Below are 19,131 nucleotides of genomic sequence, written 5' to 3'. Positions count from 1 at the left end.
TTTATAAGATAGATTTACAGGTGCTACAGATAAATACTGACGGCAGAGTAAACAAGCAGCAAACACATGACGGTGCGAAATGCCTTATCGTGTTTCTCAAAGAGTTTTTTGAACACAGAGCCGAATGCTGACCATAACAGCAACGCCAGCCAGCCGAGAATAATGGCTAGTGTGAGATAAACAATAATCGCTGTCATTGTATGCTGAAACGGAAGGATAAAAGCACTCATCACTGTTAAGAAGAACAAAATGCTTTTGACATTGATTACTTGAAAAATAAATCCTGATAAAAAAGAAGAATGTACATCTTCAGAGTCCTTCTTTGCTTTTGTGGACTTGCTGATCTGCCAGGCCAAATAAAGCAGATAGACTGCACCTGCTATTTTGAAGTATGGCTCTGCAACCGGAATCCATTTGTATAGTCCTATCGTAAATACACCGCTTAGAATCCCAAGGACAGCAAAACCTGCCAAAATGCCGCTATTGAAACGCCATGACCCTATAAAGCCAAACCGCCGCGCTTCATTCATCATTAAGATGTTGCTCGGGCCAGGCGTAATGGATGTCAAAATCACATACGAAAGAAAAGCTATTATACTCATAAAATCACCTTCATTTACTAATGTCGTACGGGGTAGTTTTTATTGTATGATAATGATATCTATAAATAAAATTGAAATATAAAAAGGCATTATCATTTTTTTCGATAGATCAAAAAGGAGAAATCATATGGAGATCAGACATCTTATCACGTTTCAGACCATCGTGAAAAAGGGGAGCTATACTGGCGCCGCGGCGAAGCTAGGCTATACGCAATCCACGATCACCACTCATGTCCAAGCGCTGGAGCAGGAAATCGGAGGGGCGTTATTCATGTACGAGAAAAGGCGTTTAAGACTGACGGCTTTAGGAAGAGAATTGATCCCTTTAGCTGAGGATTTACTATCAACCCATGAACAAATCAAGAATATGCAAAACGTTCACGTAGTTAAGGGTGTGTTGAAAGTAGCGGCACCTGAGTCGTTAACCATTTCCAGACTTGGACCGATCATAAGGGAATTTTCACTGAAATATCCTCATGTCAAAATCATCTTAAGCAACGGCACATGCGGACAAAATCAGGTAGATTTGTTAAGCGGACGGGTCGATATCGCATTAATGGTCTATCCGGACATTCATATCGAAAAATGCGTTCATTACACGTTAACCGAGGAGGAGATCGTCCTTGTGGGCAGTATGGATGGACCGGATCATTTTGATGATTACAAACAAGAAAACAGCAGCCAATTCTTTATCACAAATGAAGAGGGCTGCAGTTACCGGTCGATGTTTGAACGATACCTTGTGAAGCATGACATCAGCGGTTTTCAAACGATGGAGCTGTGGAGTATCGAAGCAATCAAACAAACGGTCATGAGCGGACTTGGATTTTCTGTTTTGCCGTACATCACAGTAAAAGAAGAAGTGGAAGCGGGGAAGCTGAAAATTCTTCAGCATGGTGAAGCCCTTGATCCGATTTACTCACACCTGTTACTCAAAAAGAAAAAATGGCAGCTGCCTGCCGCAGAGGCTTTTGCGGAGCTTGTTTTACATTCAATTCATGAGCAAAAGGAGTGAGTGTCAGGCTCACTCCTATTCTATTTAAATTGCGGCTGTGAGCTTTGGTTTTACAAATTTCATGAAAATTCCTCTGACTAATGGGCCCATAATCAGTAATTGCAATGGATAGGCCAGGATGAAATTTTTCAACACAATCATAAGATAAGCACTGAAGAGGTTGTCCCCGTTCAGCCCATTTGCCAGAACCGCTGTCACTAAACCGAACACAGACATACAAAGTACCATGCCAATCACCATACAAGTTGACATGGCAAGGATGACATAAATTTTTTTAGTCTTGTCGAACGGCATGCAGAATGCAATATTCTTGGCGAGGGGACCCACTAACAGTAAATCTAACAGGAGGGCGACCATAAAACCGATGACCATTTCAAAAACGGTCACCAGTGAAAAATCCTGAATGGCTCCGTTGATGATGGCATTGTAAATCGACATGACGCAGACCATTCCAAAGCACATCATCACGCCAAATATAAGACTCTCTTTTTTATTTGCTGGCATACAATCATTCCTTCTCTTCATAATCGGTGATTAGTATACCAATGAACCGTTCATGCTCATAAGTGACAAATTTGTGAACAATCTATAGCGCAGAATCGTCTTGTTTTGTCATCAGCACATGTGGAATGCCGTCCAGCATAAATTCTTCTGATGCAGTCTGATAGCCGAGCTTTTCATAAAAGCCTGCCGCCTGTGTCTGGCCGTGCAGTTTGAAGGCAGAAATGCCTTGTTCTTTCACAATACGTTCTAATGCATCGACGATCACTTTTCCCAAACCGAATTTGCGGTAAGGCTTCAGAATGCAGATTCGTTCCAGTTTCCCCGTGTGGTCAACGATACGGACACGTGCAGTGCCAACAGGTACATTCTGATGATAAGCCAGGATGTGCTGGCAGTCGCCGTGGAGTGTATCGAACTCATCGAATTCATCCGAAATGGGGCAGCCTTGTTCCACTACAAATACGGCCTTTCTGATTTCAAACGCTGTATGTAAATCCTGTTCTGACGTGATTTTTTTGATATTCATGCTTGAATCCTCCCTACTCAGAAAAATGGCTGATCACATATTGTTTAAAGGTCTCAGCAACCGGTGATAAAAACCTGCCTTTTATCCAGGCAATTCCAATGACACGCTGACATTCCGGCCAGCTGACGCGGATTTTGGTGATTTTGCTTTGGTCTAAGCCTTTCAGGTCTGGGAGAATAGATATGCCCAGACCGGCTGCCACAAAACCTGCGGCAGTAGCTGCTTCTTCTCCTTCAAACATGATGTTCGGCTGTATATCGGCCTTCTCAAACAGCTCATCGACCGTCATCCGAAGCGCGTAGCCCTTTTTCAATAAAATAAAACGCTCCCTGGCAATCTCATTCAGGGTAATGCTCTCGCGACTGGCTAATGGGTGATCATTTGGCACAAATACAAAGAGTTCTTCGCTCCACAGCTTGATCCATTGGATCGGAGTTTCAGGCTTAATCGAAGCGAGGAGACAGAGGTCCAGATCCCCGGATTTTAATCGTTCAAGCAGCCAATAAGAGTGGTTTTGCTTCAGCTGGAAGGAAATGTTTGGGTATTCCTGCTGAAAGGAGCCGATGAGATCCGGAACAAGCGTGGTGCCTAATGTATGCAAAAAACCGAGAGAGACTTCGCCTTGGTCTGGCTTTAATAAAGCTTGGATTTCTTCTTTTCCTTCGGTGTACTCCTTCATCATCGCCTGAACCCGTCGCAAAAAAATGTATCCGTATTGATTTAAGCTAATGGATCGTCCTTGCCTGTCAAATAGCGGGACGCCCAAATGATTTTCCAGCCTGGCGATAGAACGTGAAAGCGCAGGCTGTGTGATGGAGAGGCTTTTTGCGGCTTTCGTGACGTGCTGCATCCGGGCCAGTGTTTGAAAATATTCAAGTTGTTCCCATTCCAATTATCATCCCTCCTTATTACATATAAGCATGAAAAGGATATTTTATATGCATTATACAACATATATCAACGGTGCTAAGATAAGAATATAAACAGACTCGAGGATGTTTGAATTCGGAAGAAATAAAGGATGGTTGTTTATGAATGGCAGTGCTCCACAACATGCTGAGGGACCGATAAAATCCCGATGACATACATTCAAAAAGGCACACCGGTTTTTCGGAAAATCACGTTTGCTTTCTTCGCTGCGGGTTTCAATACATTTGCGATTCTTTATTGCGTACAGCCGCTCATGGAGGAATTCACGCGGGAATTTCATGTAACGCCTACTGCGGCGAGTCTTTCTTTATCTGTTACCACAATGCTGTTAGCTGTGAGCATGCTTGTCTTTGGTTCATTATCCGAGGTGTGGGGGCGCAAGCCGATTATGGGTATTTCCATGCTGGCCGCATCGGTTCTCTGTCTGGCATCGGCCTTTAGTCCGAACTTTCATACACTGCTCGTATTGAGAACCGTTCAAGGCGTTGCGCTCGCAGGCCTTCCGTCGATTGCGATGGCTTATCTTGGGGAAGAAATTGAACCCGGAAGTCTTGGATCAGCGATGGGGCTGTATATCAGCGGAAATGCAATCGGCGCCGTTTTCGGAAGGATCGTTTCCGGGCTCCTGAGCGAGTACTTGAATTGGCATATGGCGATGGGGGCAATTGGTGTCATTAGTTTGATTGCTAGTATTATATTTTTTATGAATTTGCCGCCATCCAGGCATTTTACGCCAAGAAAATTGAAGCTCGGGAAATTGGGAATGTCTCTGATAGGCCACTTGAGGGACCGTAAACTATTCAGCTTGTTTCTCATTGGTTTTTTGCTGCTCGGAAGCAATGTTGCATTGTTTAATTACATTGTGTATGTACTGTTGGGCCCGCCGTATTCGCTTAATAAAGCATTTGCCAGCTGGATCTTTATTGTGATGATTGTAGGCATTTTCAGCTCGTCTTTCATTGGAAGAATGGTTGATCGGTATGGCTATCCGAAAATATTGGTGATGAATATTTTCATCGTCATTGCAGGTGCTTTATTCACGATAAACAGTATGCTGGCAGTGAAAATTCTGGGGATTGCCCTCTTTACATTCGGTTTTTTCGGAGGGCATTCAGTTGCCAGCAGCTGGGTGGGCAGGAGAGCCCTTCACAACAAAGCACAGGCTTCATCGCTGTATTTATTCTTTTATTACGCCGGTTCAAGTGTTTTCGGAACAATCGGAGGGCTATTCTGGTCTGCTTTTCACTGGCTGGGCGTCGTCGGTATGATCACCTTCATGCTGCTGGTTGCGTTATGGCTGTCGGGATACTTGGCAAGAAGTGTGAAAATGCCGGATAAAAGGAACGAAAAAGGATTGAATTGATGACAGCAAAAAAAGGACCGTTAACGGGTCCTTTTTTATTTCCAATGGGCAGGGATTCGTAAAGACAATGGTACGGATTTAATTGATCTTTAGACGTGTCAAAGTCAGATACTGCTTGAAAAAGAACCCGAACCATTAATCGATGTAAAACATATTGTAAAGTAATGGACTGAAAAGACATATCAAGGACTGAATAAGATTGAATCATCGACAAGCAGTAAACCAGGTTCAAGTCAACAACATTAGCGTGATTTCAATTGATACCTCCTCAGGAATATTTATCGGAACCAATTATGCGCATAATTGGTCTTCGCACCGGAAAAACAATTACGGACTCGGATCAATAACTAACTCCCAGGTGTCTCACAATTTTAGCTATGTGACTGATAATGATGAGGTAGATACACCGATTCATCATGAAAACAGGATCTCATTTGAAGGGAACTCGGGAGAAAACCAGAATGATATTGACGTTGGAGAAATTAATATTAACGTTTTGGACACGTGTGCCGCCATTTCAGTTGGCGAAAACGAACTTACCGGCTGGAGTTCACATAGTAAACGAACGTCCGGCCAGGGAAGGTTATTAGGCACCATTCAAAACACTCAAAACTCGTCTTTCGTGATAGATAACGACGAAAATGACTGTCAAATAAATGATTACTTTTAAGAGGCTGCCTTGGTTTGAAAAGGAGGAGGATTTGTTTGGCTATCGGTTTTACACTCGGTGCAATCAATGTGAATTCCCAACAGACAAATACAGCCATCGCGATTGGAGAAAATCAGTTACCCGGATGGGCTGCACATCGTAAAGTAAATAACGGAATCGGCTTCTTCGCAGGAAATGTCTTGAACCAGGGGAATGTTTCTACGGTTATTGACCCTGATGGCATAGACGGCGTCATGAATAACCAAAATATATCGCCAAGTGTACAAAATCAAACTCTTTAACGGTGAAAATTTTTCTTTTTAGCATACCTCCATAAAAAGCACATAAGCATAGTTATAGATTCTAAAAATGTATGGCTATGTGCAGGGGGTTTTTATTTATGCCAAAATCTCATTTTTATCCCCATGTAAAAGAAATGATGGGAAAAGATTTCGCTGAGCTGCTGCGCGAAATTGCTCCCTTTGTCGAACCGAGAGCCGATATCATAAAAACAAACCGCAGATTGGCTATAACCATTGATGCAGCTGGTGCAAGTGCAGAGGATATGTCAATCAGCCAAAAGAATCGCACACTCATCATTGAAGGAAAGATTAAACCCCAGCCGACGGAAGAGGAACAAGAGTGGATCGCCAGAGAACGGTTTTACGGCCCCTTCAAACGGGAGATAGCCATTCCCGAAGAGTATGATCTGCATCAGATTCATGCGAAATTTGAAAGCGGAATATTAACGGTTACCATTCCGTACCGCACTAATGAAAAAGGAGAAGAGCAATGGCCTCTATAAAATACGGTTCTTTGCGGGTTAACCATCTGCGAAATTCTTCTGGCCTCTTTGTCGGAACAAATGTCCAAAAAGGCAGAAAAAGTGAAACCTTTATCAATGAAGGTTTTGGTGCCATAAAGGGGAAACATAATAAAATCAAAGGAAATGCGGGAGCTGTGGAGAAGAGTTCTTAAAAAGGGATGGCGTATATGAGCATAGATGAGATCCTAAAAAAGCTTGAAGAATTAGCCCAAAAAGTCCATACACTTGAACAATCTTCCCAGGAGAAACGCCGTCCTTCTGTTTTTGTGAAGATGGATGTACAGGATTTGAATGTAGAGAAGCTGCATTTAGACGATTTAGCGTTTCATCTCGATCACCTGGATATACAGGAGCTAAGCGGGATGCTGAATCTTGGCAACGTATTCTCTCCTCATGTTCACCCGAAATCCAAATCGCAGTCTCGATTAAAGAAAACAAAAAAAGATGATATTGAGGTCAAAATAGATGGAAAACCAGTGCCGTATACCATCAATCAGGGAAAGGATGTTTAACGTGAAACGGTTTTCTCCCTCTTTTTTTATTGGCTCCATTTCCATTGGTACGGTTGAAGGCGCATCATGTGTGAACCTCGGAAACAATCTCCCCAGCGGTTTTGTGAATTATAAAAAACAAAACCAAGGATTCGGCTCCATTTCAGGAGACCATAATGATATCCATGATATTTTAGCGACAATAGAGGAAAACGGCATACAGGATGCTTTTCATTATGAAGGCGTTCTTCAAGGAAAAAACGAGCAGGTGCTCGAGCACATAGAGCAAGAAATGCTGGCTTCGGGACTTGATATAGAGGAACAGGGTGAAGAGGAGATAAACGGGGACGGGCATGATTCTTTAATGTAAAGGGGGAGCTGCCAAATGGCAGCTCTCTTTTTCATGTTCTATAGTTTAATTCGTTTTACATCCCCTAATACAAACACATAAAAAAACAATCCCAGCAACAGCACAAAACCAGCTACCAGAAAGCTGAGCGTAAAGGAGCCTGTCACATCAAACAAATACCCTGTCAGTGACGCAGCAATAATGCCTCCGAACAGGTTGTTTGCGAGATTCACCATGGAGCTCAGCATGGATACGGAACCGATCGGCGCGAGTTCTGCGGAGATGGACCAGCCGACCGGAGCGGTTGCGGAAATTCCGGCGAGTCCGATGGAAATGCAAATAATGGCTACGGTAATATTGTTCGTCAGAATGGATCCTAAAAAGAAAAAGCCAAAGCTCATTCCGACTATGATTACGGTTCGGTACACCTTGGTGTTAGGATAGCCTTTCTTAATAAAATAATCGACGAGCCAGCCGCCGACGGCAATTCCGGAAATGGTTGAGATCAGCCACGGCACTGCTGTAAATAAACCGGACGACATGAGATCCATACCGTATGTATGTTTAAAGAAAGTCGGAAGCCAGGTGAGCAGCAGGTTGAATGTATACCCGTACCCTGTAAATCCGATCATTAAGCCCCATACTTTTCGATTGGTGAAAAGCTTTTTTAAAAGCGGGCCCGTTTTGTAAGGGATTTGCTCTGTTGTAATGGCATTGTGTTTTTGAATATAGTTTAGTTCACTTTTAGAAATGCGTTTGTGCCGTTCAGGCTGTTCATAATACTGCCAGAAAAAGATCGTAAACAGCACATTGATGCATCCAATCGTCAAAAAAGCGACACGCCAGTCAAATGTTGTGACAAGAAAGGCGACCAATGGCGCGCCGATTACATTTGAAAACTTGGCGGCCGAATCGAACAGTGAGTTTGCCAATCCCCGCTCACTTGGAGGAAACCAGAGAGCGGTTGCCTTAGAGGCAGCAGGGAACGCAGAGGCGCTCGTCAGCCCAATGAGAAACCGGAACAGATACAACAGCAATTTTCCTTGCAAAAAAGCAAGAAGGATCGTTAAAAAGCTCCATATTGTCATTCCAACCCTCGTGACCCATGCGACCCCAAAACGGTCCAGCAAACTTCCGACAGGCAGCTGCATCAGTGTATAGGAATAGGTGTAAATGGAAAACACAATGCCGAGTTCAGTTGCAGTAAGGTGAAACGAATCTTGTATCGCAGGGGCCGCTACCGAGATGGCCACTCGGTCAAAATAATTAAGAATAATAATGCCGCTAAGTAACGAAGATATGTACCATCTGGTATGCCCAGGCCGTTTCACGCGCTCTTGACTCATGATGAAAACCTCCTCTGTCATAGCATGATCTCCTGATGGAAAAACCATTCAAATTTTAAATACCACAGCGCGCTTTTATATAAACGGCAGGAATTTGACTGGAACAGATCGGTGCTTTAGAATGAAAGTAATAAAAATGAACACTCCAAAGGGGAGTAGCTTTCACAGTAAAGTCGTCATTACGGGACAAGGTGTCCTCGGCTTTGCTGGCAATCTCATTGTTAGCGAGACCTTTGCCAAATCTGATTTGGTGAAGGTCTTTTTGTTTCAGGAACTTCACCAAATTGGTGGAGTTTTTTCATTTTTATCAAAAAGGGAGAGGAGCATCAGAATGTCTAAGCTGAAAAAGTGGCTGAAGCGTGAATTGGTGAGGAAAGGGCTGCCGTTAGCGAAAGAGAAATTGATTCCGATCTTAAAAGAAAAAATGAAAAAGAAACGATGAGGGGGCTGAAGATGAAGATCATTTTGACAGTACTTGCCGGAGTGGGACTTTTGAGTGCAGGCGGATGCGGCATGCTTGATCAGGTGAACGACGGATTGAACTATACGAGTGAAGCAGCGGGTTATGTGGAGAAGGTGAAGACATTTGCAGAGGAAGCGCCTGAATTGGCTGAGAAAGCTGTAAATGACACCGAGGCGAAAGAAAAACTTGAAGCGCAGCTTGAGTCGATTCAGAAGGCTGCCGCTGATTTTAATGAATTAACGCCGCCTGATGCCGCAGCGGAGATTCATCAAACCACTCAGGAACATAACAAAACCTTGCAGAAAAGCGCTGAAGATGTGTTGAAACAAGCCGAGGAAGGCAAGGTATCGCTTAAAGAATTGGAGCAGTCAGACCTGGTCCAAAACGCAAAGCAAATTACTGATGTGATGGGACAAATTGAGAAGCTGGGTGAATAAGAAAAAGCATCCCGACGCGGGATGCATCAGCGTGTCGACAAACCCTCGCATTCGTTGTCAGGCCTGCGCTTCGGTGCTCACGAATTCCAACATTCGCTGTGCTCCGATGCTCGTCCTTCCTAGACTTCAAGGGTTTTCAATCACGCTGAAAAGATGACAACATCCTAAAACTATAAACCGTTTTAGGATGTTGTCAGTAATATGAAGCATCCCGAGGACGGGATGCTATTTTTATTATTCAGCCATTGCGTCTGTTAAGACAGGAACGACTTGTTTTTTACGGGAAACAACGCCTTTTAAGAGGGCTGTGTTGTTTTCTAATGTAACGTTGAACGCTTTTTCCACTTTCGCTGCTTCGTTACCGATTGCAAGAGCAAGTGAATCATTTTCTAAGATATCTGTGATAACGAGAAGGAACAGATCAAGATTCTTCTCAGCCACAACTTTTGAGATCACAGCTTCTAATTCAGCTTGGCGTTTTTTTACATCTTCAATGTCCACTGTGTTTACTTGTGCGATTTCGACTTTCTTGCTGCCGAGCGTAAATTCTTTCGCATCAAGAGAAATGAGCTCTTCCACTGTTTTTTTGCTTAGATCAGCGCCTGCTTTCAACATGTTTAAGCCGTATTCTTCAGCATCTACTCCAGCGATCTCCGCAAGCTCTTTTGCTGCCGCTACGTCTTGGTCCGTGCAAGTTGGAGATTTAAATAACAGGGAATCAGAAATGATCGCAGACAGCATAAGGCCAGCAATTTCTTTCTCGATTTTCACGTTATTCTCTTTGTACATTTTGTTTAAGATGGTAGCCGTACAGCCTACAGGCTCAGCACGATAGTAAAGCGGCTCAGCTGTTTCAAAGTTAGCGATGCGGTGATGGTCGATAACCTCTAAAACCTGAACCTCTTCAATGTCTTTGATGCTTTGCTGGCGTTCGTTATGGTCAACCAGGATAACGCCGTTTACTTCGTTTGCAGCTGTTTCAACAAGACGCGGGCTTTCTTGTTTGAAATAGTCAAGCGCGTATTGTGTTTCGCCGTTGACTTGTCCGAGGCGGACAGGCTCAGCATTGAAGCCGAGTTTGTTTTTCAAATCAGCATAAGCAATCGCAGAACAAATCGTATCTGTGTCTGGGTTTTGGTGTCCGAAAATAAGTATCTTTTCCATGATAGCTCCTATCCTTTTTTAAGTAGTGTAATCTTTATATAGTTTAACACGTCTTGCTGCAGGTGTAATCATGCAAACCCTTAAAAATTGATGTGAATAAGAAGCATTTTCTTTGAGCTAAGGAGAAAAGGTGTGTAAAATACTGGGTAGCTTAGTTGCGAAATGTAATGTAGTATCAAAAAAGGTACTATTGGAGGGTCAAGAATGAGTGGAAAAAAGAATATATACCCGAACAAAGAAGGCTGTCCAGTTGAATTTACTCTAGATGTCATTGGCGGAAAGTGGAAAGGAATTCTTTTTTATCACATGATAGATGGCAAGAAACGGTTTAATGAGTTTCGGAGAATCTGCCCGAGTATTACTCAAAGAATGCTTACTCTTCAGCTGAGGGAGCTGGAAGCGGACGGCATCGTGCATCGTGAGGTTTATCACCAGGTGCCGCCCAAGGTTGAGTACTCTCTGACGGAATTTGGGCGAACGCTTGAACCGATTGTTTTGCAAATGAAAGAATGGGGAGAATCCAACAGAGACGTGCTGGAATCTTATCGTTCGAACGGCTTACTGAAGGACCAGCAGAAATAGCAGCAAAGGGAACTCCTTTGCTGCTTGTTTTATTTCATTGAAATGGCTCTGTTGGCGTTTCTGACATCGTTTTTCAACAGTTCAGAAAGGTTGTAAGACGGATAATATCCATGCTGATACATGTATCGATAAACTTGGGCGTGCAGCTGGATGGCAGCATTCAGCTGTTTGACCAGTACGTTTCTTAATTGAGGTGTTGCTGTTTCTGTAATTGCGATGGCATAGCTGCGGACAGATGTTTTGGCAAAACCGAGCAGGTCACCGCTGTAAAATGGGTTATCTGCGCGTTCTTCTTCCTCATCCTCTCTGTGCGGAGCCTGTGGAAAGAACGGAAGAAGCTCTCTCAAATTTTGCTCAACGCCCTGAATAGACACGTTATAAAGCTGTCTGAGCTGAGGGTCTTTTACTTCTCTTATCATTTTCTTCAGTTTAATGAGTCCGTTTGATTGAAAAGCAACCAGCTCGTGCATTTCTAATGTTTCATGCCAAGCCAATGTTCTGCGTTCATCCATGTGAAAATTCTCCTTTATCGATCAGATTCCATATCAGCATATGCCCAACGCTCAATGTTGTTCATGATGTTTTGAAGTTTTTAAAAAGGGAAATTCACCTTATATAGGATACGGGTTGAGAACATGCACAAAGAGGTGAAACACAATGTGGGACATGATAAAGAACTTTTTCTTGTTTAGCAGCGGCGTTCTGCAAGCAACAACCCTTTTACTGGTGATCTTAATTTTTATGTATGTCAGAAAAACGAAAAAGAAAAACAAGGAATCTTCTGGCTTTATGGATGATAAACATTAATTGTGATGGGCATTCTTTTCAAAGAATGTCTTTTCATTTTTCATGTTTCACATGAAACATTAGCGTCATTTTACTTGCGATTTGGACTTATGTTAAAATATAAAAGTAAAATTTAGAGATGATATAAAAACATTCGGTGCAAAGCATGTTGCAGCGATGAAAAAAAGAGCAGTCGTTTATGCTGCTCTTTTCTATTCGTATGTTCAGGATGATACGAGGTGACTAAGTGAAACAAACGAGAGCTTTAATGGAAGGTGCTATTTTAATCAGTCTGTTTGCGATCATTACGCTTCTGGTTGTTTATGTTCCTGTGATTGGAACAATTCTGTTATTTGCACTGCCGCTGCCAATGATCTTGTATACGATCAGACATGGATTGAAGCTAGGGATATGGATGGGCGCTGTCAGTCTTCCGGTTGTTTTTATTGTCGGGTCCTTTAACGGGCTTATTGTAGCTTTTATGTCAGCTTGCGCCGGCATTGCCATGGGACATTTTTTCAAAAGGAAAGAGCCCGGGCACGCCATTATTTCGGGCGCTCTTATTTATATGCTTAGTATTGTCTTCTATTTTGTGATAAGCATTCAGTTTTTGGGTATCAATATCATTGATGAGGCAATGACACAATACCGGCAATCTCTTGATATTGTAGAAACTGTAGCGAAGCAGTCGGGCAATGCTGGGCAGTTTGAGAAGCAATTAAAACTGATGGAAGAACAATTGGGTATCGTTCAATATCTTTTTCCAACAGCTATTGTGATGGTAGGAGTTATTTTTTCTTTCCTCAGTTACCTTATCGCTAAGCCGCTCTTAAGGCGATTCTCCCCCGATATTCCTAATCTAAAGCCTTTTAGAGAGTTGAAGTTTCCGCAAAGTGTTGTAGTACTGTATTTGATTATTGTCATGCTTTCATTTTTGCCTTTAGAAAAAGGCCAAATGCTGTACTCTATCGCTTTAAATGGGGAGTTTATACTCGGGTTTCTGATTTTCATCCAAGGTTTATCATTTATCTTTTTCTATTGCCATAAGAAACAATATCCAAAGGCTGCGGCTGTGATTGCTGTCATACTTGGGTTTGTGCATCCGGTCTTCATGGCAGCCATTCGCATTTTAGGCGTTTTAGATATGGGCTTTCATATAAGGAATAAGGTGAAGTGAACATGAGTTTTACTCACATGGTGGGGAGTGATAGAAATGCCAAGCTTTTATGAAAAACCGCTGTTTCGGTATCCCATCTATGCATTGATTGCTCTGTCAATTATTACAATCCTCATCAGCTTTTATTTTAACTGGATATTAGGAACCGTCGAAGTGCTGCTGCTGGTAGTTATTTTGTTTTTTATTAAGCGTGCTGATTCTCTTATTCGAAAAGAGATTGATGCTTATATTTCTACGTTGTCCTACAGGTTGAAAAAAGTCGGTGAAGAGGCATTGATGGAAATGCCGATTGGAATCATGCTTTTTAATGACCAATATTATATAGAATGGGCAAATCCGTTTCTTTCCTCTTGCTTTAATGAAAGCACTTTAGTGGGGAGATCACTTTACGATACTTGTGAATCGGTAGTGCCGCTTATCAAACAAGAGGTGGAATCGGAAACGGTTACATTGAATGACCGCAAGTTTAGGGTTGTCATCAAACGGGATGAGCGTCTCTTATATTTCTTTGATGTAACAGAACAAATTCAGATTGAAAAGCTATATGAAAACGAAAGAACCGTCCTGGCATATATTTTCCTTGATAACTATGATGATGTGACACAAGGATTGGATGACCAGACGAGAAGCACGATGAACAGCCAGGTGACATCTTTGCTGAACGCTTGGGCGCAGGAGTACGGGATCTTCTTGAAAAGGACGTCTTCAGAACGCTTTATCGCTGTACTTAATGAACACATCTTAACTGAACTCGAAAATTCGAAGTTTTCGATTCTTGATGAAGTGCGGGAAAAAACCTCGTTTGACGGTGTAGCGCTGACGTTAAGCGTCGGTGTCGGGGCTTCAGTCTCTTCCCTGAAAGAACTTGGCGATTTAGCGCAATCCAGCTTGGACTTAGCACTGGGACGCGGCGGAGACCAGGTAGCCATTAAGCTGCCAAACGGCAAGGTGAAGTTTTACGGCGGTAAAACAAACCCAATGGAGAAACGAACAAGGGTGCGGGCCCGCGTGATTTCTCACGCCTTAAAGGAAATCGTCACCGAAAGCAGCAATGTGATTATCATGGGGCATAAATTCCCCGACATGGATTCTATCGGCGCAGCGATCGGGATTTTAAAGGTGGCTCAGGCAAATAACAAAGATGGTTTTATCGTGATTGACCCAAATCAAATCGGATCAAGTGTGCAGCGTTTGATTGGGGAAATCAAAAAATATGAAGAACTGTGGTCAAGATTTATTACGCCTGAAGAAGCAATGGAAATTTCCAATGATGACACACTGCTTGTGATCGTCGATACACATAAGCCGTCACTCGTCATGGAGGAACGTCTGGTCAATAAAATTGAACATATCGTGGTCATCGACCATCACCGCAGAGGTGAGGAGTTTATCAGAGATCCGCTGCTCGTTTATATGGAACCATACGCTTCTTCCACAGCGGAATTGGTGACAGAGCTGCTTGAATATCAGCCGAAGCGCTTAAAAATCAATATGATTGAAGCAACAGCCCTATTAGCTGGTATAATAGTGGATACAAAGAGCTTTTCTCTCCGCACGGGCTCGCGGACTTTTGATGCGGCTTCTTATTTAAGGGCAAAAGGCGCCGACACGGTGCTGGTGCAGAAGTTCCTGAAAGAAACCGTTGATTCCTATATTAAACGGGCGAAGCTGATCCAGCATACGGTCCTCTATAAAGATAACATTGCGATTGCTTCTCTTCCTGAAAATGAAGAGGAATACTTCGATCAAGTGCTGATTGCGCAGGCTGCCGATTCGCTGCTGTCGATGAGTGAGGTTGAGGCTTCATTTGCGGTGGCGAGACGGGATGAACAAACGGTTTGTATCAGTGCGCGGTCGCTTGGCGAGGTAAATGTTCAGATCATCATGGAGGCCCTGGAAGGCGGAGGGCATTTAACAAATGCGGCGACTCAGTTGTCCGGCATTTCAGTTTCTGAAGCGCTGGAACGGCTGAAGCACGCCATAGATGAGTATTTTGAGGGAGGCGTACAGAGATGAAGGTTATTTTCTTACAAGATGTAAAAGGAAAAGGAAAAAAAGGCGAAGTCAAAAATGTAGCAGACGGTTATGCGCATAACTTTCTAATTAAAAAAGGCCTCGCGGTTGAAGCGAACGCGTCAAACATCAGCGCGCTAAACGGACAAAAGCAGAAAGAGAAAAAAGAAGCCATTGCTGAGCTTGAACAGGCTAAGAGCTTGAAAGAGACATTAGAAAAACTGACTGTTGAGCTTAGCGCAAAATCAGGTGAGGGCGGCCGTTTATTTGGTTCAGTGACAAGCAAGCAAATTACTGAACAGCTCCAAAAAGACCATAACATTAAAGTAGATAAGCGGAAGCTTGAACTGCCGGACGGCATTCGTGCATTAGGATATACAAACGTGCCTGTGAAGCTGCATCCTGAAGTGCAGGCTGTGTTAAAGGTACATGTAAAAGAAGAAGCTTAATAGAAAAGAGGCTTGGATTCATCCAAGCCTCTTTTTTATTCCACGAGATAAAGAGATTGCTGGCTTTCTCCGCCAGGTCCTCCTCGCATTTCCTGCACGCTGTTTGTGCTGCTGGAGGAACCGCTGTACTCGTCAGATGTTATTTCTTTTCCGTTTTTCTTAATCCAGGAAACAAGTTCGCTGTTGCCTGAGTTGTTTTCTGACAGAAGGAAGTATTTCACTTTGCCTTCTTTGATCAGTTTTTTCAGTTCCGACACAGTCAGAATGGGATCCGTGCCGTTAAATCCGCCCATTGCCATAACAGATTCATTTTCGTAAATGATGTATGGCGCAGCTGTTACGGTTGTCAAAGTAGCAAATAAATATTCTTCGCCGGTATTGTGTTTTCTCAGATAGGACAGGAGCCCGCTGTCGACCTCTGAAGAGAACATGTTCCCGCCGTTTGCTGAGTCTTTGAGCTGCGGACCGGATTCAGGAAGGACGCTGTTGCCACCGTATAGAAGCGGCGTTGCTGACCAGTAAACAGGTGTGAGAAGCAGAACGCACAAGCTGATGATGGTCAGCTGCTTACTGAACGGATGGCTGCGTTTAAGCATCAGAAGTGCAAGGGAGATGCCTAGTCCTAAGAGCCCCAGGGCATACATCCATACACTGCCGATTTGGCTTGTATAAGCACTCAGAATATACACCTGGAACGCGGCTGTGATCAGAACGGCTGCCGGCAGAAGATAGCTGGACCAGTCTTTATTATTTTTGTATAAGCGGTGCATCGTATACCATCCGATACCAGAAAGGGCGGCAATCGGCGGTGCCAGCGTAATCAAATAATACTGGTGGAAGAATCCTGCGATGCTGAAGAAACCAGCCACGGGAACAAGCCAAGCCGCCCAGAATAGCGTTTCTTTCATTTCAGCAGCATGTCCGCGGCGATCACGGTACCAGCTGACGATTGCGCCCAGTAATCCGATCAATGAGAATGGAAGCATCCAGCTGATTTGGCCGGAAAGTGCTGATTGGAAAAGACGAAGCGGTCCAGGATCACCAGTGCCGAACATATTCACGCTTTTTCCGCCTCCACCGCCAGGCCCGTTGCCACCTGTGGGAGGTGTGCCTCCGCCTCCATTGAGAGCGCCGGTTTGTCCGTTAGGCGGCTGAGGCGCCTGTGAATGGTTTCCGAATGAATGATTTCCGTTCTGAGAAAAAGATGAACCGTTGCCATTTGGCGCTTGCATGTTGTCTTGATTCTGCATGTTCCCTCCGCCAGCAGCATTCATATCACCCTTTGCAAGGCCCGTAGTTTGCCCAAGCAGACGCTCTGTGCCGTTGTAGCCAAAGGCCAGTTCTAGCACTGAGTTAGTCTGGCTGCTTCCTACATAAGGCCGGCTTGAGGAAGAGGCTGAATCCACTGCAATCGCCCATGAGAGTGAAAGGCCTGTCAGAAGGACAAGAGACAGAAGCAGGGACCCGATTTTTTTCTTCAGAGAAACCCGAGATGCAATCAGGTAGAATAACACAAATGCAGGCAATACCATAAACGCTTGCATCATCTTCATATTAAAGGCGAGCCCAATCAGGGCAAATGCCGTCAGCAGCCAAACCAGCTTACCTTGTTTTACTGCCCTAAGCAGACAAGTTGAACCGAGCAATAAGGTAAAAACAAGCATGCTATCGATATTGTTTGTCCGGCTGACAGCTACTGCGATAGGGGTCAGTGCCATGACAAGTGCGGCAATGCGGGCCGTTCCAACTCCAAAAGTCGGCTTTATCATTCTGTAGAGTAGAAAGACAGACCCAACTCCGGCAAGAGCCTGGGGAATGATGACACTCCACGTGTGAACACCGAAAATCAGTGCGAAAATCGTTTGAATCCATAACACGACAGGAGGCTTATCTACTGTCACAAATCCAGAAGGGTCAAATGACGCATAAAAGAAATTATGGAAGCTTTGCGTCATGCTTTTTACAGCCGCCAAATAGTACTGGTTCGCTGTATCATCCTGCCAAATGTGATACGTATTCAAAAAAGCTGCTGCCAGCAAAATAAGAATAAGAGCTGCGTCGAATCGTTTGGTTTTCATCGTTTTTCACCTCTTTATGATGTCTAATTGTAAAAAACAAATATGAAAAACTTATGAATAAACCATAAATATTCAAAGAAAAAAGCGGAGATATTTTCCCCGCTTTTATGCTGAATTTCTTTGTTTTTCTGACTGAAAAATGTATCGATCTCGTCCGGCTCCCTGTCCGGCTGCTCCCATTACGATCAGGGCAGCAATGAGAAGCACAATCGGCATTGTCCAAGAATGCGTCTGGTCAAAGAGATAGCCGACAAAGATTGGCCCGACTGCTGCCAGCAGGTAGCCGAATGACTGAGACATGCCTGACAGCGCAGCGGCCTGTTGGGCATTTTCACTGCGGAGACCAATCAAAGTGAGCGCCAGACTAATGCTGGAGCCTTGCCCGATACCGATAATGATCATCCAGATGGCAAGCAATGTATGGCTTCCGCCCGCTAATAATCCGCAGAGGCCGATCAGATAAACTGAGGCCAGCGCCGCAACGATACCGCGCTGCTGTTTCACACGGTCAGCTAAAACCGGTGTCAGAAAAGTGGAAGGCAGACTCGCAAATTGCATGAGTGATACCATCCATCCGGCTGTTGCCGTATCAATCCCGTGTGAACGGAGAATTTCAGGAAACCAAGCGATGCTGCTGTAAAATAAAAACGATTGCAGGCCCATAAAGATGGTGACATACCATGCCATTTTGGAAGCCCAAATGGAACTGGATTGCAGCTTCATTGTCTGGTTTGCCGTATCCCGGTGGCGCAGCTGAGGTATCCAGATCAGCAATGCAAGCAAAGCCAGCCCGCCCCATAAGAGAAAGGCTTGTTTCCATCCGCCATTCATCTGGGTCGCTAAAGGAACGCTGACACCCGATGCTAAAGCTGCGAATATATTCATTGATGTCGTATACAGGCTGATCATGATCCCTGGCTTTTCAGGGTATTTATGTTTGATTAAGCTTGGCAAAAGTACGTTACCAATCGCAATCCCGACGCCGATAAGTGCCGTTCCGAAAAACAAAGCGGCAGTATAGCCGGTAGAACGAGTCAGAACACCGATCAGCAGTATCACGAGACCTAGCCATAAAGTTCGCTCATTTCCGAGGCGCTGTCCAAGCTTAGGTGCAAGCGGAGAAAGAACTGCAAACGAAAGCAGCGGCAGTGCGGTCAAAAAACCGGCTGCCCCATTGGACATGTGCAGCTCTGCCCGGATAGAGCTAATGACCGGACCGACTGAAGTGATCGCGGGCCGTAAGTTAAAGGCGATAAAGATAATGCCGGTGATCAGCCAAAATGATTGGATTTTTTTATTATGTGGATGTGGCAAAGCAGTTACTCCTCTTTTCTAACATATACATGATATTATCCCGAAACAGGTAAGCAAGTATGTGAAT

Annotated in this window: 24 protein-coding genes; 15 read left to right on the top strand and 9 right to left on the bottom strand. The window is 44.0% G+C overall.

The genetic code is table 11. The features are described from left to right. Positions 1-23: 23 nt before the first annotated feature. Positions 24-602 carry a LysE family translocator gene (locus NYE56_RS20685; protein WP_268554572.1) on the bottom strand — a complete coding sequence of 193 codons (579 nt, stop codon included), beginning with the start codon at positions 600-602 and terminating at the stop codon, positions 24-26. Positions 603-729: 127 nt separating this feature from the next. Here NYE56_RS20685 and NYE56_RS20680 point away from each other — a divergent pair, with 127 nt between their 5' ends. After that, positions 730-1,617 (top strand): LysR family transcriptional regulator, encoded by an 888-nt coding sequence (locus tag NYE56_RS20680; protein WP_160244388.1) that lies wholly within the window; start codon positions 730-732, stop codon positions 1,615-1,617. A 24-nt stretch (positions 1,618-1,641) separates the two neighbouring features. Here the strand turns inward: NYE56_RS20680 and NYE56_RS20675 are convergent, their stop codons facing one another. From NYE56_RS20675 to NYE56_RS20665, 3 genes are all read right to left on the bottom strand, one after another. After that, positions 1,642-2,121, bottom strand: coding sequence for a DUF2798 domain-containing protein (locus tag NYE56_RS20675; protein ID WP_268554574.1), 480 nt, complete (start codon positions 2,119-2,121; stop codon positions 1,642-1,644). Between the two features lie 82 nt (positions 2,122-2,203). Further along, positions 2,204-2,647 (bottom strand): GNAT family N-acetyltransferase, encoded by a 444-nt coding sequence (locus NYE56_RS20670; RefSeq protein ID WP_268554575.1) that lies wholly within the window; start codon positions 2,645-2,647, stop codon positions 2,204-2,206. Positions 2,648-2,660: 13 nt separating this feature from the next. After that, positions 2,661-3,539 (bottom strand): LysR family transcriptional regulator, encoded by an 879-nt coding sequence (locus tag NYE56_RS20665; RefSeq protein ID WP_268554576.1) that lies wholly within the window; start codon positions 3,537-3,539, stop codon positions 2,661-2,663. A gap of 186 nt (positions 3,540-3,725) precedes the next feature. On the opposite strand from NYE56_RS20665, the gene NYE56_RS20660 reads away from it, so the two are divergent. The 7 genes from NYE56_RS20660 (at position 3,726) to NYE56_RS20630 (ending at position 7,276) form a co-directional block, all read left to right on the top strand. Continuing rightward, the gene (locus tag NYE56_RS20660; protein ID WP_341284359.1) at positions 3,726-4,940 is read left to right on the top strand and encodes an MFS transporter; all 1,215 of its coding nucleotides are present in this window, start codon (positions 3,726-3,728) and stop codon (positions 4,938-4,940) included. A gap of 199 nt (positions 4,941-5,139) precedes the next feature. After that, complete coding sequence (locus NYE56_RS20655; protein WP_335450204.1) at positions 5,140-5,610, top strand: hypothetical protein; 471 nt, start codon at positions 5,140-5,142, stop codon at positions 5,608-5,610. A gap of 35 nt (positions 5,611-5,645) precedes the next feature. Beyond that, the gene (locus NYE56_RS20650) at positions 5,646-5,891 is read left to right on the top strand and encodes a hypothetical protein (RefSeq protein ID WP_014666114.1); all 246 of its coding nucleotides are present in this window, start codon (positions 5,646-5,648) and stop codon (positions 5,889-5,891) included. Between the two features lie 98 nt (positions 5,892-5,989). After that, positions 5,990-6,394 carry an Hsp20/alpha crystallin family protein gene (locus NYE56_RS20645; RefSeq protein ID WP_341284358.1) on the top strand — a complete coding sequence of 135 codons (405 nt, stop codon included), beginning with the start codon at positions 5,990-5,992 and terminating at the stop codon, positions 6,392-6,394. Then, entirely contained in the window at positions 6,382-6,567 is a 186-nt protein-coding gene (locus NYE56_RS20640) for a hypothetical protein (RefSeq protein ID WP_341284357.1), read from the top strand. The genes NYE56_RS20645 and NYE56_RS20640 overlap by 13 nt, the downstream gene beginning before the upstream one ends. Positions 6,568-6,582: 15 nt before the next feature. Next, positions 6,583-6,927: a hypothetical protein gene (locus NYE56_RS20635; RefSeq protein ID WP_341284356.1), complete on the top strand. Its 345-nt coding sequence runs from the start codon at positions 6,583-6,585 to the stop codon at positions 6,925-6,927. A gap of 1 nt (position 6,928) precedes the next feature. After that, positions 6,929-7,276 carry a hypothetical protein gene (locus NYE56_RS20630; RefSeq protein WP_341284355.1) on the top strand — a complete coding sequence of 116 codons (348 nt, stop codon included), beginning with the start codon at positions 6,929-6,931 and terminating at the stop codon, positions 7,274-7,276. A gap of 38 nt (positions 7,277-7,314) precedes the next feature. On the opposite strand, the gene NYE56_RS20625 is transcribed toward NYE56_RS20630, so the two are convergent. Continuing rightward, positions 7,315-8,622 carry an MFS transporter gene (locus NYE56_RS20625; RefSeq protein ID WP_335450198.1) on the bottom strand — a complete coding sequence of 436 codons (1,308 nt, stop codon included), beginning with the start codon at positions 8,620-8,622 and terminating at the stop codon, positions 7,315-7,317. A gap of 100 nt (positions 8,623-8,722) precedes the next feature. Between NYE56_RS20625 and NYE56_RS20620 the strand changes: the two genes are divergently transcribed. Further along, the gene (locus tag NYE56_RS20620; RefSeq protein ID WP_003226899.1) at positions 8,723-9,043 is read left to right on the top strand and encodes a hypothetical protein; all 321 of its coding nucleotides are present in this window, start codon (positions 8,723-8,725) and stop codon (positions 9,041-9,043) included. 11 nt (positions 9,044-9,054) lie between these two features. Beyond that, positions 9,055-9,501, top strand: coding sequence for a DUF6376 family protein (locus tag NYE56_RS20615; protein WP_341284354.1), 447 nt, complete (start codon positions 9,055-9,057; stop codon positions 9,499-9,501). A 234-nt stretch (positions 9,502-9,735) separates the two neighbouring features. On the opposite strand, the gene NYE56_RS20610 is transcribed toward NYE56_RS20615, so the two are convergent. Further along, on the bottom strand, positions 9,736-10,665 hold the full coding sequence (locus tag NYE56_RS20610; protein ID WP_003226902.1) for a manganese-dependent inorganic pyrophosphatase: 930 nt from the start codon (positions 10,663-10,665) through the stop codon (positions 9,736-9,738). 204 nt (positions 10,666-10,869) lie between these two features. On the opposite strand from NYE56_RS20610, the gene hypR reads away from it, so the two are divergent. Further along, on the top strand, positions 10,870-11,247 hold the full coding sequence (hypR, locus tag NYE56_RS20605; protein ID WP_122895658.1) for a transcriptional regulator HypR: 378 nt from the start codon (positions 10,870-10,872) through the stop codon (positions 11,245-11,247). Positions 11,248-11,276: 29 nt separating this feature from the next. Here the strand turns inward: hypR and cotF are convergent, their stop codons facing one another. Then, positions 11,277-11,759, bottom strand: a complete 483-nt coding sequence (cotF, locus tag NYE56_RS20600) for a spore coat protein CotF (protein WP_003243364.1) — start codon at positions 11,757-11,759, stop codon at positions 11,277-11,279. 145 nt (positions 11,760-11,904) lie between these two features. On the opposite strand from cotF, the gene NYE56_RS20595 reads away from it, so the two are divergent. The 4 genes from NYE56_RS20595 to rplI all read left to right on the top strand — a co-directional run bounded on the left by NYE56_RS20595 (position 11,905) and on the right by rplI (position 15,672). Continuing rightward, positions 11,905-12,054, top strand: a complete 150-nt coding sequence (locus tag NYE56_RS20595; protein ID WP_003226909.1) for a hypothetical protein — start codon at positions 11,905-11,907, stop codon at positions 12,052-12,054. 226 nt (positions 12,055-12,280) lie between these two features. Beyond that, a complete protein-coding gene (locus NYE56_RS20590) occupies positions 12,281-13,210 on the top strand; it encodes a YybS family protein (protein WP_003243969.1) in 930 nt (309 codons plus the stop codon). A 36-nt stretch (positions 13,211-13,246) separates the two neighbouring features. Continuing rightward, on the top strand, positions 13,247-15,226 hold the full coding sequence (gene gdpP, locus NYE56_RS20585) for a cyclic-di-AMP phosphodiesterase GdpP (RefSeq protein WP_341284353.1): 1,980 nt from the start codon (positions 13,247-13,249) through the stop codon (positions 15,224-15,226). Further along, entirely contained in the window at positions 15,223-15,672 is a 450-nt protein-coding gene (rplI, locus tag NYE56_RS20580; RefSeq protein ID WP_003226915.1) for a 50S ribosomal protein L9, read from the top strand. Before gdpP ends, rplI begins: the two co-directional genes overlap by 4 nt. Before the next feature lie 35 nt (positions 15,673-15,707). Here the strand turns inward: rplI and NYE56_RS20575 are convergent, their stop codons facing one another. Together NYE56_RS20575 and NYE56_RS20570 are read right to left on the bottom strand one after the other, a co-directional pair. Beyond that, positions 15,708-17,750 (bottom strand): glycosyltransferase family 39 protein, encoded by a 2,043-nt coding sequence (locus NYE56_RS20575; protein WP_341284352.1) that lies wholly within the window; start codon positions 17,748-17,750, stop codon positions 15,708-15,710. Positions 17,751-17,855: 105 nt separating this feature from the next. Beyond that, positions 17,856-19,064 (bottom strand): CynX/NimT family MFS transporter, encoded by a 1,209-nt coding sequence (locus NYE56_RS20570; protein ID WP_003226917.1) that lies wholly within the window; start codon positions 19,062-19,064, stop codon positions 17,856-17,858. Positions 19,065-19,131: the final 67 nt, after the last annotated feature.

Source organism: Bacillus sp. FSL R5-0603 (genome assembly GCF_038050295.1).
Taxonomy (GTDB): Bacteria; Bacillota; Bacilli; order Bacillales; family Bacillaceae; genus Bacillus; species Bacillus subtilis.
This window is presented reverse-complemented; position numbering and strand designations above follow the sequence as displayed.

What these genes read in the sequence shown, in the direction of transcription:
- NYE56_RS20685 (WP_268554572.1), bottom strand. Translation starts at nt 602, where the DNA reads ATGAGTATAATAGCTTTTCTTTCGTATGTGATTTTGACATCCATTACG.
- NYE56_RS20680 (WP_160244388.1), top strand. Translation starts at nt 730, where the DNA reads ATGGAGATCAGACATCTTATCACGTTTCAGACCATCGTGAAAAAGGGG.
- NYE56_RS20675 (WP_268554574.1), bottom strand. Translation starts at nt 2,121, where the DNA reads ATGCCAGCAAATAAAAAAGAGAGTCTTATATTTGGCGTGATGATGTGC.
- NYE56_RS20670 (WP_268554575.1), bottom strand. Translation starts at nt 2,647, where the DNA reads ATGAATATCAAAAAAATCACGTCAGAACAGGATTTACATACAGCGTTT.
- NYE56_RS20660 (WP_341284359.1), top strand. Translation starts at nt 3,726, where the DNA reads ATGACATACATTCAAAAAGGCACACCGGTTTTTCGGAAAATCACGTTT.
- NYE56_RS20645 (WP_341284358.1), top strand. Translation starts at nt 5,990, where the DNA reads ATGCCAAAATCTCATTTTTATCCCCATGTAAAAGAAATGATGGGAAAA.
- NYE56_RS20640 (WP_341284357.1), top strand. Translation starts at nt 6,382, where the DNA reads ATGGCCTCTATAAAATACGGTTCTTTGCGGGTTAACCATCTGCGAAAT.
- NYE56_RS20635 (WP_341284356.1), top strand. Translation starts at nt 6,583, where the DNA reads ATGAGCATAGATGAGATCCTAAAAAAGCTTGAAGAATTAGCCCAAAAA.
- NYE56_RS20625 (WP_335450198.1), bottom strand. Translation starts at nt 8,622, where the DNA reads ATGACAGAGGAGGTTTTCATCATGAGTCAAGAGCGCGTGAAACGGCCT.
- NYE56_RS20620 (WP_003226899.1), top strand. Translation starts at nt 8,723, where the DNA reads ATGAAAGTAATAAAAATGAACACTCCAAAGGGGAGTAGCTTTCACAGT.
- NYE56_RS20615 (WP_341284354.1), top strand. Translation starts at nt 9,055, where the DNA reads ATGAAGATCATTTTGACAGTACTTGCCGGAGTGGGACTTTTGAGTGCA.
- NYE56_RS20610 (WP_003226902.1), bottom strand. Translation starts at nt 10,665, where the DNA reads ATGGAAAAGATACTTATTTTCGGACACCAAAACCCAGACACAGATACG.
- hypR (WP_122895658.1), top strand. Translation starts at nt 10,870, where the DNA reads ATGAGTGGAAAAAAGAATATATACCCGAACAAAGAAGGCTGTCCAGTT.
- cotF (WP_003243364.1), bottom strand. Translation starts at nt 11,759, where the DNA reads ATGGATGAACGCAGAACATTGGCTTGGCATGAAACATTAGAAATGCAC.
- NYE56_RS20595 (WP_003226909.1), top strand. Translation starts at nt 11,905, where the DNA reads ATGTGGGACATGATAAAGAACTTTTTCTTGTTTAGCAGCGGCGTTCTG.
- gdpP (WP_341284353.1), top strand. Translation starts at nt 13,247, where the DNA reads ATGCCAAGCTTTTATGAAAAACCGCTGTTTCGGTATCCCATCTATGCA.
- rplI (WP_003226915.1), top strand. Translation starts at nt 15,223, where the DNA reads ATGAAGGTTATTTTCTTACAAGATGTAAAAGGAAAAGGAAAAAAAGGC.
- NYE56_RS20575 (WP_341284352.1), bottom strand. Translation starts at nt 17,750, where the DNA reads ATGAAAACCAAACGATTCGACGCAGCTCTTATTCTTATTTTGCTGGCA.